This is a genomic window from Pseudomonas sp. DW-iso3 (assembly GCF_058725305.1).
Genome location: NZ_JBZXDZ010000002.1, coordinates 616,052 through 630,606, shown reverse-complemented (window position 1 = coordinate 630,606; position 14,555 = coordinate 616,052). Strand labels below are relative to the sequence as shown.

The following is a 14,555-nucleotide window of genomic DNA, read 5'->3' as shown; positions in this document are numbered from 1 at the left end:
TTGCTTACCACGATTTTATGTCGCGACATCATCGCGAAGCGGTCGGACTCTTTGGCGGGCGCTGCGGCAAGATTGATCAAAAAGGTCGGTACCGTCTCTTGGCGCTCCTCGAAGTCGTGGCGTTAGCCCAGCATTTAAAGCGCACAGTAAGTGCCTTTGAGGCAATCATCTTGTGCTTCTCGGCGCCAATCCGTTCCACCAGGATTTTCTCCTTGGCGCGCTTGTCCTCTGAATCTCCGCGTTGCTCTTGGCCGTGGTCTGACTCGTCAATTCTGTGGGCCGGTAGATCCAGCCATGTCTGTAGTCGGCGCTGGCGCACCTGGTGGTAAATTTTTTCACGCTGCTTTCCACTGGTCCCAGGTACCTACGGCGTAAACACTCGGGTGGCTTGGAGTTCGGTAAAGGAAACGTTGGTGAAAATGGCGAAACATCGCTGAGGCGACCACATGATTCGGATTGCACTCGCCAATCAATTCCTTGTAAGTCTGCTCGATAGGGTCGGTCATATGCTCAGTTAGGTAACTGCCCGGAGGCAGTCCGCAGCTGCCTGCATCGCACAAGACGCCGAGGTAGATAGTCCGTCGGCGCAGGGGGCGCACACGGCGGCAATGGGCTGGCCGGCCCCATGACTAATCTCTTCGGTGGTGGCAGTTCCGTTCCGACGTAGAGTAAAGTGGCTTTCTGCCATCCGGAGGCGTTTTCTACTCAGCTAGCACCGCTGTGACATTCAAAGGAGATTGACGTTGAAGTGGATCAAAGCGCTCGAACTGGAGCAGTGGGCTGATACGCTCCAAGCTAAGGATAAAATGCCAGGCCTTGTGTCCGAGTTGATTTGGGCTTCCGCTTCGAAGGTAAGGAGGCTGAGGTTTCTGCAGGGCGATAAAGGCCAAGTTCGTGGTTTTGACGGTTATCTTGACGTCGACTCCATTTCTCCCTTCGTGCCTAATGGGTTGTCTATCTGGGAGTTTGGAACCAGTGGCGCCGGAAAATCCAAGGCTGAATCGGATTACAAGAAGCGTACTGAAGAGGTCGACGAGGAAACTAGGGCCAAGTGCACACTGGTTATCGTTACACCTAGGACGTGGAATACTCCAACCGAGAAAGTTGAGGACTGGCTCACTGAGAAAAACGGTCTGAAGGATTGGAAGAGCGTTGTTTATCTTGATGGCCCTTTGCTTGAGGATTGGCTTGCCAAATGCCCGGCCGTGTCTTCTCGGTGGGCGAGTTGCGAGCTCAGAATCGCGCCTCAAAATGGTGTTCTCAGTACGGAGGAGTTTTGGCAGTCCTTCTCCAGTCGCTTCGCACCTCCACTCGTGGAAGATGTGTTGCTCGCCGGACGGGAAACTCAAGCCGAGGAACTGCTACAGAATCTGACCCAAGAGGGCGGGCGGCTCGCATTTGCTGCTGACACCCCCGATGAGGTTATTGCTTTCACCGTCGCCGCTATACGCATGGCTCCCGAGTCGGTACGCAGACCACTCGAAGCACGTACCGTGATTGTGGAGACAGAGGACGCTGCGAGATTTCTGATTAGCACATCAAATCTCATCTATTTACCTCGAAATGCTGCGCGCAGCTGTGCAGGGCAGCTCAAGTCTTATGGGCCTACGGTTATAAGTGCCGGCGCGGACGAAAAAAAGCACGATCACGTTGAACTGCGTCGGCCGACTAGCCGTGAACTTGGCAAAGCGTTCGTCAAGATGGGCATGTCGGACGATGAGGGGTATGAAGCTGCACGCAAGTGTGGGCGAAGTTTGGCGGTGCTGGCACGTCAGTGCCCTGGTGGTACCGCTGAAAGACCTAAGTGGCTCGAAGATGCAAAACCGCTAATTCCGGCAATGCTCGCGGGGGCATGGGTGTCCGGTAGCGAACTTGATGAGTCTATTTTCAGCTCGCTGAGTCAAAAGGACTACGACGAAGCAGAGGACGAACTGCGCAAGTACCTGGTCATGCAGGACTCTCCCATTGAGTGCGTAGGCAACTTGTGGGCAACGAAGGCGTCAGTTGATGCATTCCTACACCTTGGCCCCCTGATCGGGCGCAAACACCTTCAGCTTTTTAAAGATGCCGTGACCATTGTCTTTGACAAAGCAGCACAGTCGCACAAGCCCCCCAGTGCGGATGAGCCGTTCGTGTTCCATGATAAGCGTGAGCGCGAGACCTCACACAGTGAACATCTAAGAAATGGTTTGATGACCACACTGCTTCACATGGCTGTACTGCACGAGCCAGCTGGTTTCACAATTTCAGGTGGTAACCCTCAAGCCTTTGTAGATGATCTGATTCGATCGCTCCCGGGTTTATCATCCGATCACCGGCTAATGGCGAGCTTGGGCCAGGATTTGGCGTTGCTGGCGGAAGCATCTCCTACTTTTTTTCTAGAGGCCCTTGAGCGTCAGCTTGAGGGCGCGACGCCTTCGATCCGGCCCATTTTTGACGAGCATCCTGGGATGCTCACCCCTGTCACGTATCACTCCGGTCTGCTATGGGCGTTGGAGGTGCTTGCTTGGGATTCCGTATTGCTTGATCGAGCAGTGCTCTGCCTTGCGAAGCTTGCTGCAATTGACCCGGGTGGCAAGCTCAGCAATCGGCCTATCAATAGTTTGCGAGCCATTTTCCTTTCGTGGGTACCGGGTACCGCGGTTAAAACAAAGCGCCGGTTGGCTGTCTTGCAGGCAACTTTAAAAGCGGTTCCGAGTATCGCTTGGCCGCTGCTCGCTATGCTGCTTCCACAATCTAACGACAACAGTTCACCTACAGCAAAACCAAAGTTTAGGGAGTACGAGCAGGATTACGGTGAAACCCTGACTTACGGTTTGGTCTGGCAAAGTGAAGCTAAAATCGTGGCACTGGCGATCGATGAAGCGGAGCTGAGTGCGGAGCGTTGGAGCACGCTAATTGACGCGTTGCCCAACCTTCAAAATGATCCGTTTAAAGCGGTTGTCGACCGTCTCGGCGAGGTGCTGAGCGCTTTGGAGGGGGAACCCCGAACGATAATCTGGAAGGCCTTGCATCGAGAGGTTAAGCGTCACCAAAAATATTCTAGCTTCGACTGGGCGATGCCCCAGGAGCGAGTGGAAAGGCTGGTGCACCTGATCGACAAGCACATGCCCACAACGCTGGTAGAAACCTACAGTTGGCTCTTCGATGATTTCATGCCACCTGTTGAAGGGGTTGATGACGAGGATGCTGATCCTATCAAGGTTGTTGACTGCGCTCGCCTGAGTGCTTTGAGGGAAATCCACGAGTCGCTGGGAGTCCAGGGATTCCTGGAGTTGATGGAGTGCGTGAAGGTTCCGCGGCTGGTTATCTATTCAGCCCGAGGTCTTGAGCTGCCCTATGACCAGCTCTTCGAACTGTTCAGCAGCCTTATCAGCAGCTCTGTTCAAGAACTAGAACTAGCGGCGGGTTCGGCGATGGCGGATGGAATAGCTCGCTATGGGCAGAGATGGGAAAAGGCCGCACGTGCGGCTCTACAGAGCGGCGTACTAAGTACCGATCGTATCGGGCGAGTGTTTGAGTCTTTGCCGGAGCAGATGCAAACTTGGCTGTACGTAGCGTCATTTGGCGAGGAGATTGAACGTGCCTATTGGACGCAAAAAACACCGTACCCCATTGCTGCTGGTACAAAAGAGCTTCTGTTTGCCGTCGAAAAATACCGCGCTGTGGAACGCTCTACTGCTGCATTGAGTGCTGTATCGCGTCGGCTCAGTGAAATCCCAACAAATGATGTCGTGTCTCTACTGGCTGATGGCGTTGCAGAGCGAAATGCCAGCCCAGGAGCTCAGATGGCGTCTAGCTTCTTTGACATTGAGAAAGTCATCAGCGATTTGTCCGAGCGATCGGATGTCACGCTTCAGCAATTGGCGGGCTTGGAGTTCATCTACCTTCCTGCGCTTCGTAACGATCCGCGAGCCTTGCATAGACTGCTGCTTGAACAACCCAGTTTCTTTATGGAAATGGTCTGTAAGGTTTTCAGGGCGAAAGATGAGGAGCCAAGGGAAGTCTCCGAGCATGATCGAAAATACGCTACTAACGCTTATCGCTTGCTCAAGAGCCTTAAGACGCTGCCAGGACAGACCGATCAAGAGGTGGACGAGCCTGCGCTGCTGGGATGGTGCTTAGACGTTCGACGATTGGCTAAAGAGCAAAATCGTCAGGCCATTGCTGATCAATTAATCGGTCAGGTATTGGCTCATGCTCCGTTGAGTCCAAAGGACGAGGCATGGCCTCATGAGGCCGTGCGTAGTGTCATTGAGTCATTGGCATCCGCGGAGATTGAGCGTGGCATCAGCATCGAAAGGATCAATATGCGGGGTGTATTCAGTAAGCAGATCGGGGAGGGCGGTGACCAAGAGCATGCCCTGGCCCGTCAATCTCGTGAGTGGGCAGATGTGTCCTCGGAGTTTGTACGTACCAGCGCAATGCTTCAGCGTATTGCCCAATCTTGGGTTGCCGACGCCGAGCGTGCAGACACGGCGGCACAGCAGCAAATGTTACGCTTTTGAAAGCGGGGGGAGTTGTCATGGCCGAGTCATTTTCTCGCGGCGAAATCGAAGGCAGACTCGCTGAACTGCAGGCGCGCGTCGGCGCCGCGCTGGCCTCCTTTGAAGCGAGATCGGCCACGCGCTGCCTGCTGGACACGCTGCGGGCTGTGGAGGAACTGATCAACCTGCACACGGTTGATTGGGATGACGATGAATTCGAGCAGCAACTTTTTGGGTTCCCCGTCATGCGGAGCGCTGAGGACTTGCTCCTACTCACGCGTATCCGCAAGCGTTTGGCTACGCGATTGGAACAACCCCTCGTCGAGAGACTTACTTTGTTGATCGTCCAGGGATCGGGCATCGGTGTGGCTTTTAAGCGTCATGGCGTTATTGAGGCGGCAAGTGGCTTTCAGACTTTGGCGGCAATGATTGGCTACCTACAGTCCCGGCGGCGACATCTGGTGGGATTGCTGCACTTCATTCCTAAGGCGTGCAGAGGAACGAAGTTCATCAGGCATGAGGATGCGCTCAACGTTTTCCTGCCTGTTGTGGAGTTCAGCGGAGCCCCGATGATGGGGGCTCAATATGCTCTGATGGTAAAGCTTGCACAGGAGCGACTGGGCATCCCGGATGATGCCAACGCCGAGACGGCCATGTTGAATGGACTATTCCTAGAGCCAGAGCGCGCTCCAATTTTCGAGATGCCCAACTCGCCAGAGGGTTGGCAGATACTGGAGGCCATGGAGCAGGTTCGGGCCGATCGACTATTTTCGGCCGCAGAGCTGAGAAACGACATTCTCCTATGTGAAGCGGTCTACGCCGAGTTTGACCTAACAAGTACCGAGTTCGCCGTCGCCGCGTCATTGATACGTCGCCTATCCAAGGAATTTATAGAGGACGACTACTGGATTCGCATCTCCCCCGAGGAACTGACCTTGATCACCGTGCAGGAAGGAGCTTCGCCGCTGCTCGCGGCGGCGTTAACCTGCGGTGCCGACACTTATATGGAATGCTTGTCGACCTACGCGCCGCTGGTGCTGTCTGGCGACCACTATTTATCTACCGTGACGCTGCTGAGCCGCTTTGCCTACAACTGGCGGGCGCAAGTACTTGATCGCCAGAAACGGTATCAGATTAGGGCAGGCTTCATCTTTGAGGATGTGGTCAAGGCAGCGCTGGAAGCCCAAGGCTTCATCGTCCAGGATATTGTGCGCATCAGTCGGCAGGAGTTTGACGTAGTGTCGCTACGCGATGGCATTATCTGGAATGTCCAGTGCAAGAACAACTTCGTCGATCTCAAGCGCGTCGACTCGGATGCAGTCGCCTTTGCCCGCTACAACCGCGGACTCGTGCGAGCATATGAGAGGGCCTTGATGAAGGAGCGAAATCGCGAGCACCTTCTGAAGATGAAACTGGACGTCGAGCCCGTGCAGCACATGCTGGTCTCGCGCTTTCCGGTAGTGACGGACAACCCGCGTATCGTTGTCTTCAGCCGCATCGCCGAGTTCGCGGTGCGGGCCGATGGGGTCTTGGCAGCCTCTGAAGGTGAGTCCGCCCATGTCTGAAGACTGTTGGCGGTGATGCAGAATTGCCCTCCCTGCTGGGGCAAGACTGCCCCAACATGGATAGGTAGATGCCCAGCACAGACGGCCATAGCCTTAAAGGTTGCTTGGGTCCGCGTTTTTTCGGCAGATGGTCAATTCTTCATCAGCGCCTACATCCCTACGTAAAATCTGCCGATGATGGGTTAATCAAGGACCTGAATTATGCGTAGGAACGGTATTTTTTCGTTCTGTTTCTGACACTCGAAACTGTTCTTCACCGTTTTTACACAGCGTCGGCCACCAGTTGCCGTCCTGGTGTATTCCCGAGCGTTCATGAGGGTCGAATATGCTCTCTATTCTCCCCCCCTAAAATTTGTAGGTCACGTAGGTCTCGAATAAGTTGGAGGTTTTGTCGTTGCCCAAGAACTGTTTCGCACCCTCATCTGGCCGAGCGATGCCATACAGCGCACCCACGGTCCAGTGGGGATTAGGCATCCAGTCGGCGTAAAGATCCAATTCTTTGGCGAAGTCACGATCAGTGACGCCTTCAGGCGCTTTATCGAAGGAAAACTGGTATCCGATGGCGCCGACACGCAGTTCGGCTGAGGGGTACGCCGTCAGTTTGAGCATGTTCACACGCTCATTCATGTTGAACAACATGCTCTCGCCCACTATTTCACCTTGGAACCAGTAGCCATAGTCTCCGGAGTATCCATACAGGAGCGAGTCGTACTTTTCGGAGAATCGGGAATAGCGATAGGTTAAAACGGGCTGCCAAGGGGCATCTTTGAACGTATAACTCGTCTCCAGATACCACGCGTGAGCGGATAGATTTTGCGCACTGTGGTCCTGCCACGCGTACTCACCCGCGAGGTTCAATTCTGGAAAATTTTGCAGAGGGACTAAAGAACCGCGCACATCCTTAACCTGCAACCCGTTCCGTGTCGGACTTTCGTTATCGCGGGTCCAGAAAGCGGTGGCGCCATAAGTGCCCCAGGTCGGGCTGCGCCACTCGCTGTTGATACCGTCCACGGTGACGTTTTCCGAATAATCCACGACATCTATATCTTGTCGGGTTTTCAAGTGGAATAGATCGGCGTGAAATTCGCCAACGTTCAGCGTTGCGATGGCCGTCCAGTCAAACGCCTTTCTGGGTGCAAGCCAATAAGTGCCCTCATGTCCCTGATCGATGTGCCCTTCGCCGATCAGAAAGCCGCTGCCGATTATGAAAGGTTGACGCCCCACACTGATTGAAAGCGCATCAGTCCCCAACCAGGGCAGTGTGGTACCGCTTCGCCAGCCCAGGTAACCGTCGTCCCAATCAGTATCTGTTGGGTCGTCGCGTGTATAGCCCAAGCCGTCGCTGTCGCCTCGGCTCAGGGATGACACTACACTGGTCTTGCCATATAAAGTGCCGGCGCTGTCCATAGGTAATTCAAAGGCCAGCGACGGCTTGATGTACCCTTCCCAGCGCTGACCACTCTGATCGATATCTAATCCGTAGACACTGGTTTTGGAGCCAAAATCCTGTTGCACGTTGTCGATGAATCCAACACCGACCTCGAGCCCAGGCTCAAACTTTATCGTGGATATAGTAAATGACTCTAATGCAAACGCTGACTGGACGAAGCTGGTAAGCAATGAGGCCAGTGCAATATTATTTTTTAATGTAAACATAATCCCCCCGAGCACCGTGTTCAGTTTGAAATGAAGGCGTTTATTGCCTCTGCGACGGCTTTCGGCTCTTCCCACATTATGTTGTGGCCCTGATTCGGGAACTCAATGAATTTGGCAGTCGGTAGTCCCAACTTGAGATTTTCCTGATCCTGTCCGTCGAACAAAGGGTCTTTACTACCATGCATTATCAACGCTGGAGCATAGAGATATTTCAACTGTCGCCCAAATTCACTTGTCTGCGTCTCGACCAGAATAGAACGCCATACATTAACGGGGACCGCTGCGCTTTCATTACGCTCCTTTTCTAGAAATTCGGCATTGACTTCATTAGGGTTCGTATACCAATCCAACATGAACTGAGAGTTCGGATCGATGGGCTGCTGCAACTTACCTATCTCTGTCGCCAGCCAACCGTTCGCATCGGAAACACGGGCCGTCTCCGAGGTCGAGGAAATCAACACCACTTTTGATACTCGCTCAGGAAAACGCTCTGCCAAGACTTGGGTCACCATGCTCCCTAGTGAGTGCCCGACAACAATCGCTTTCTCTATACCAAGTTTATCTAATAGTAATTTGGCGTCATAGCTCAAGTCTTGAAGTGTGTAGCAGCACTCTGGTGTAGAAGATTTGCCATGTCCGCGCAAGTCCATTGAGATAATTCGATATTTTTGATTCAGATACGGTGTCATCAAACTCCACGAGCGTGCGTTGTCGGTATACCCATGGATCAGAAGAATCGGCGGCCCATTCGGATTGCCTGACTCTACGTAGGCAATACGGGTGCCATTAGTTAGCAATACACTAAGTTTCGAGTTCGCGAAGTTCTGTTGATCGACCGGATTTACTGCAGCCTGGACGTTACTTAGTGCCGCACAGCACGCGAGCATTATTATCAATTTTTTCATCGCTACACCTTTGTGATATTTGGGACCAGCCTGCTATCGCCGGAATTGCCTTCAACTTCCTGTTTATCGACTGTTGCACAGGGCTCCAACGCAATTGGCCTCTATCAACGACAAATTGGCGTCGTTAACCGACTTAACGTTCCAGACAACGACAAGCGAGTCGCTTTTAAGCATCAAGGCGCTCGATAATCTGGCCTAATGTCATGGACCTCAACGAGCCTGCACTCCGGTGCAAGGGGAATGAATTCATGACGACGCTCTACGAACCGGTCGCACCTCAAATGCTATCGGCCATTTATCAGCAAGCTCGGGAAGCCTTGTTACTCCCCACGGTAGAGCACTCGCTGATGCAAGGTTTTCCTCCTCGACCAAGCGAGCGCGTGACCCGCGCGAACTGGACGGTGCCGCCTTTCAGTCAATGGGGGTTCAGGCATGCTTCCAGGTTGCTGCCCACCGCCACGGTATTCGCTGGCGAAGTCGAGCCTAGCTATCTACCCGAGCGTCTGGTCGACCTGGATGATTTTCGATTTCTGTCTACCTGTGGTGAACAGGTCACCCTGGCCGAGCATTTGCACGCCAGCTGTACTGACGGCTTTTTGGTGATGCGCAAGGGCGAAGTCATCTACGAGCGATACTTCAATGGGCAACGTCCAGTCGACCGTCATATGTGTTTTTCCATGTCACAAGCCTTGGTAGGCACGCTCGCCGAAGAGATGCTTTACCGCAGCCAGTTGAACGAGTTGGCGAAGGTCCGTGACTATGTCCCCGATCTCGATGGCAGCGCCTTTGCAGATGCAACGGTGCGCGATCTGCTTGATATGGCGGTGGCCGTGGACTACCGCGAGGACTACGAAGATCCATTATCCGACTGTGCTTTCTATGGTTATGCCAGCGGAATCTTTCTCGCTCCGGAGGGTATCCACTTTCAGGAGTCGCTGTACGATTACCTGATGGCACTGCGCAAGAAGGGCAACCACGGAGGGTTCTTCCACTACGTAACGGCGAACTCCGAAGTGCTTGCATGGGTCATGGAGCGGGTGAGTGGCCTACCTTTTCATGAACTAGTGCAACAACTGTGGCGCAAACTGCGTTGCGAGCGAGATGGCTATTTTATTTCCGATCCCTGTGGCCGGGGCGTCGCCGGTGCCGGCTTCAGCGCTACGCTCAGAGACGTGGCGCGCTTCGGTACCATGATTGCCGATCAGGGAAAATACCAGGGCCGTCAGTTGCTACCGCAGAAAGTCATAGACAATATTGCCGAAGGTGGCAGTGCTTCTGTCTATGCCAGGCAGACAGATTACTCCCGGTGGACTCCCGGCGGGTCTTACCGCAGCCAGTGGTATGTTTTCAAGGACGATGGCCAAGCCCTCATGGCTAGCGGGATTCATGGGCAGTACCTGTACATCGACCTCATCACCTCTACTGCCATCGTCAAGCAGTCGTCGCAGGCCCAGGCTGTCAGTGAGTTGGAACCGGATACGGTGAGGTTGATGAGGGCATTAGGGAGACTCTGACAAAGGCCTCCAAACTTCTTGAAATACGCAGCTCATCCCTCGTCTCCATATTGGCTGCCAGGCAGACTATCACCTAAACAAGAATGCTTTTTGGTCTTAAGTCGCACGCTGTGTGCGTTCGCTGTCGGGCGAAACCAAGGCCGCACCGACTGTCTGCTTTTGGCCGATTCTGTTGGAAAAGTAGCACCCCTGACTGGCCTCCGGCAAAATCTCTTCATTGGCCGCAGGGGGATCACACAGCATGATGGGACAGTTATCGAGTGGGCAGGAGCGACTGTTTTACTCGTTCAACCTTGAAGATCACATCCCCGCCAATCACCTTCTGCGCAGCATTGATCGGTGTCTCGATCTGAGCGACTTGCGCCATTACCTCGCCGATTTTTACAGCCCAATTGGACGTCCTTCGATTGACCCTGAGCTGATGATCCGAATGCTGATCGTGGGCTATTGCTACGGTATTCGCTCCGAGCGGCGGCTGTGCGAAGAGACCCATTTGAACCTGGCGTATCGCTGGTTCTGCCGGTTGAGCCTTGAAGATGAAGTCCCCAACCACTCGACCTTTTCCAAAAATCGACACGGCCGTTTTCGGGACAGTGATCTGTTTCGCTGGTTGTTCAATGAAGTGCTGCGTCGCTGCATGGACGCAGGCCTGGTTAAAGGCGAAGGATTTGCCGTGGACGCCAGCATCATCAAAGCAGATGCGAGTCGGCAGCGCGGCGTACCGGGTGATGAACAGGTCAACTGGAGCGATCCGGCCCTGAGCAACCGCGCCGTGCGTGAGTACCTTGAAGGCCTCGATGAAGAGGCTTTGGCCGAAACGCTACCGAAGCGCCTGTCGCTGACGGATCCTCAAGCCCGCTGGACCGCTGCTCCAGGCGGCCCAGCTTTCTACGCTTACTCCACGAATTATCTGATCGATACCGAGCACGGCGTGATCATGGATGTGGAACCCACACCGGCTCATCGAACCGCAGAAGTCGAGAGCACCAAGACGATGATCGATCGGGTCGAAGCGCAGTTCGACATCAAGCCAGAGCGCCTCATTGGCGACACCGCTTACGGCACAGCGCCGATGCTGGCCTGGATGGTGGAGGAAAAAGACATCGAACCGCATGTGCCGGTGTGGGACAAAACCGAGCGCAAGAACGACAGCTTTTCGAGTAACGATTTCCACTGGAATGAAGAGTCTGAGGAATACCGCTGCCCGGCCGGCAACCCATTGCGCAGCGAATGGCGAGCCTTCAAGAATGAGCGTTCACACGTCACCAAAGCCAACACCATCATCTTCCGATCCCGGCAGACCGACTGCGCTACGTGTCCGATGAAAGCCAAGTGCTGCCCGAACACTGCGTTCCGCAAGATTGCTCGCAGCGTCCATGAAGCCGCTCGCGATGTGGCTCGGCGCATTGCAGCAACGCCGGCATATCAGCGCTCTCGCCACGAACGTAAAAAGGTCGAAATGTTGTTTGCCCACCTCAAGCGCATCCTGAAATTGGATCGCCTGCGGCTACGTGGCATGAGTGGCGCGACGGATGAATTCACGCTGCCGCTGCGGTGCAGAACCTGCGACGGCTGGCCAAATTTTCATCTCAAGGGCCACCAGTCACGGGATAGGTGCGCCTGCACCAAGCAAAAAACCTCAAATTAACCCAATAACAGAGCAGCAAAGGTCACCGAAGGGCCGAAAAACCACTCAATGTGGTGAGTAGGTTCTCCGGTGGTGGTCGTGCCTGAGTTCAGGCCATTTGAAAATCCGACTTTTTCAATATAATCGGCCGATTTCTGCCTGTCGCCACCCTCAGATGTAGCTTGGGCTAGCGACCAGTTGAACATTGAGAGTTGGATGGAGTGATGGTGTTAAATCCAGTCCGGGATACGGCTACCGCCCCCTAATGTTTGAGGCTTCAATCGACACGAACCTGTTGGATGACCCGCGGTAACCGAATGCGGTTTAATGACAGGCGGGGTAGCCAGGTGAGAGTACCCACTTACATCGACTTGACCGATACCACTTCCACAAACCTGAATTTTTTTCTGGCCGTCTTTGTAGCTTCTTGTTCTGCAACGAGGGAGCTCAGCGTATCGACCTCATGTACCATCTCGTGCATCTCGCCTTCAAATTCATTTCCCACACGGAGCGTGACTCTCAACCTAGGTGTGAAGCCTTTTGAGACTGTCTTTTTCTTCGCTGCCTTCACCGGTTGCACGATCACAACATCCGGGACTGTGTCCTGCACGTCTGATTGAATTGCCGGCGCAGAGGGCTCAGAATCACCGAATAGCGCCCGGCGCATCTCATCTTCCATCAACTCTGTATTCATACCATTTCTCAGAAGGGTGTTGTCTATAAGGGCTTTCTTTGGGCCGGTTCGAACTGCCAGCCTTCCGACTTGGCGATGTAAAAACCTGTACAAATAGATAGGTTTTTACGCGAAAAGCCGTGTTGGCTTGGGTGCTAACTCCTTGTATTTATTGATCCTAGCTGCCCAGAGGACACCCCCTAACATGGCGGTGTAATTCTGTTCGTACTGTAACGTCAAGACTTTGTGATTGCACTCCTTGCGATCTAGGTGTGAGTTCTTCACGCGACGGCGGCTTTGTCACTCGTACTTCACCTTCCGCGTCCCAGCAACACGACGAGTTTCAATCTTTTTCGATTGTGAGAAAAGTATTGTCGGGTGGTGTCAATTCAAAAAAAAGCTTGGGCTCTTCAATGAGATACCCCTTCAGGATGGTTTTCTTCCTAGGGCCATGGACATGGCATGCCCAGATATTTAGGCCGTTGTCTCGCTTCCTGTGGACCTTCAGTTTTTCAAATTGCTTCTGCACCCAACGCCATTCTTCAACTTCTTGATCGGTCCCCTGAGAGAGACCAGGAAACTCCTGCGCGTAGCGTTGGAAGAGACCAGGCGTGACCAGAAATACGCTGCCACTTACCGTGTGGATTTTGGCCTTGCTGTCATTGATGATCAGCTTGTGACTCAGGATGCCTTCCTTGACCCAATTCAGGAATGCCTGACCTAGGTCTTCCGACGAGGGACTCGGGATTTCGAGAGTGTTTGGTGATGATCCGTCACTGACCTCAGACTCTTCCAAATCGAATGTATCCAACAGCATGCCGTGATAGTCGTCGTCTTCTTTCGTCATGGGATCTGACGGCGAAGAGCTGTGACGCGATCCTGTACTGACAGTCTTAGGTACTGGTGATGATGCCGAAACGTCATTCGAGTGACCATCGGCTGCAACGTTCACCGTTCCGCTGAAAGCGTCAGGCCGATCTTCGTTCCCCCAAATCAACGCCGGTTGAAGGCGCAGAAAGGTAAAACTCTGGTGCCAGTCTTCTTGTGTCACTCGCGCAGTCCAGATGGCTTTGCCTTCTGGTGTGGACTCGACCAGCCCATGCGATTGCAGTTCGTCGAACACGGCAATGTTGGACGAGGGAATGCCCTCTATCGACTGCGACAGCAGATAGGCTCGCAGCTTGTCCGTGACCGTCTTGCTGACGAGCCACAGCGCGTCCTGGGTCAGCCATGCTGCGGCACCTGGCTGGTTGAGTTTCAGTTCGTGCTGAACCAGATGACGCAATCCGCTGATCAAGTGATGTTGCAGCGAATGAATCGGCGCTTGCAGCGCCTTGCTCGGGTTACCACCGATGTTCTGTGCGGTGGAAACACGGTCGGCCTGCCTCACCAACTCACCGAGTACGCCGGCACGTTCGTACTGGCCCGCCAGGACATACAGCAGACTGGCCCACAGTGGCGGAAATCCACTGAGCCAATCGAGGATTGGGCGGTCGAGAATTTGGGTGTAGAGCAAGCCTGCGGCGGCGCCGTGCAAGTGGTAATCACGACCCTTGATGTATCGAAAACGGTAGGGCTGATCCAAGGCGCCCTGCCAAGGATGCCAAACACGGCCATCCTGGCGTTCGACCAGCAGGTCCACGGCGATCTTGCCGATGTCATGCAACAAAGCGCCATAAGCAATACCCGCCGACCAGGCATCGGTCTGGGCGGCTTGGTCTTCGGGCACGGCGCCGGTGGGTAGCAGATACGACTGACGCAGTTTCAAACTGCAAGCGACCAGCTCCAGTCCATGGTCGAGCATGCCGCCGAGATAAGCATGGTGGTGCATCTCGCTGGCCGGGAGTTGCTGGACCTGTTCGGCGTAGCGATGGATCGGATTTAAATAGAGCTGGGTGAACTGCGCGTGGGAGAGGGCGGTGTACTGCCAGATGCGATCGAGTAACTGACGGCGGTGCTCCACTGCTAAGAGGGTATGGGCTGACTCGATGGACAGGTAACCTTCGGCGACGTTGATGGTCGGTGGCGGAGGGGGCTTCTGCCTTTTGTGGCGAAATAGACTGAGCATCGTGGCCTCCGGGAAGTGGCTGGGTCAGCGGCCTTTTAGCCTTTTCGGATAGCGCTCTTA

Annotated in this window: 7 protein-coding genes and 1 pseudogene; 4 read left to right on the top strand and 4 right to left on the bottom strand. The window is 54.1% G+C overall.

What is annotated here, in order from left to right; translation table 11 throughout:
• The first annotated feature begins 743 nt into the window (after positions 1-743).
• Positions 744-4,508 (top strand): hypothetical protein, encoded by a 3,765-nt coding sequence (locus AC4PS7_RS08665; RefSeq protein WP_492179323.1) that lies wholly within the window; start codon positions 744-746, stop codon positions 4,506-4,508.
• A 17-nt stretch (positions 4,509-4,525) separates the two neighbouring features.
• The gene (locus AC4PS7_RS08660) at positions 4,526-6,052 is read left to right on the top strand and encodes a hypothetical protein (RefSeq protein WP_492179322.1); all 1,527 of its coding nucleotides are present in this window, start codon (positions 4,526-4,528) and stop codon (positions 6,050-6,052) included.
• Between the two features lie 345 nt (positions 6,053-6,397).
• On the opposite strand, the gene AC4PS7_RS08655 is transcribed toward AC4PS7_RS08660, so the two are convergent.
• Entirely contained in the window at positions 6,398-7,708 is a 1,311-nt protein-coding gene (locus AC4PS7_RS08655; RefSeq protein ID WP_492179321.1) for an alginate export family protein, read from the bottom strand.
• A 20-nt stretch (positions 7,709-7,728) separates the two neighbouring features.
• Complete coding sequence (locus AC4PS7_RS08650) at positions 7,729-8,613, bottom strand: alpha/beta fold hydrolase (protein ID WP_492179320.1); 885 nt, start codon at positions 8,611-8,613, stop codon at positions 7,729-7,731.
• Between the two features lie 248 nt (positions 8,614-8,861).
• On the opposite strand from AC4PS7_RS08650, the gene AC4PS7_RS08645 reads away from it, so the two are divergent.
• Positions 8,862-10,127 (top strand): serine hydrolase domain-containing protein, encoded by a 1,266-nt coding sequence (locus AC4PS7_RS08645; protein WP_492179319.1) that lies wholly within the window; start codon positions 8,862-8,864, stop codon positions 10,125-10,127.
• Between the two features lie 241 nt (positions 10,128-10,368).
• A pseudogene (locus AC4PS7_RS08640) lies at positions 10,369-11,741 on the top strand (transposase).
• A gap of 374 nt (positions 11,742-12,115) precedes the next feature.
• Here the strand turns inward: AC4PS7_RS08640 and AC4PS7_RS08635 are convergent.
• Both AC4PS7_RS08635 and mobH read right to left on the bottom strand, forming a co-directional pair.
• A complete protein-coding gene (locus tag AC4PS7_RS08635) occupies positions 12,116-12,448 on the bottom strand; it encodes a hypothetical protein (protein WP_492179318.1) in 333 nt (110 codons plus the stop codon).
• A 322-nt stretch (positions 12,449-12,770) separates the two neighbouring features.
• Positions 12,771-14,495 carry a MobH family relaxase gene (mobH, locus tag AC4PS7_RS08630; protein ID WP_492179317.1) on the bottom strand — a complete coding sequence of 575 codons (1,725 nt, stop codon included), beginning with the start codon at positions 14,493-14,495 and terminating at the stop codon, positions 12,771-12,773.
• Positions 14,496-14,555 lie beyond the last annotated feature (60 nt).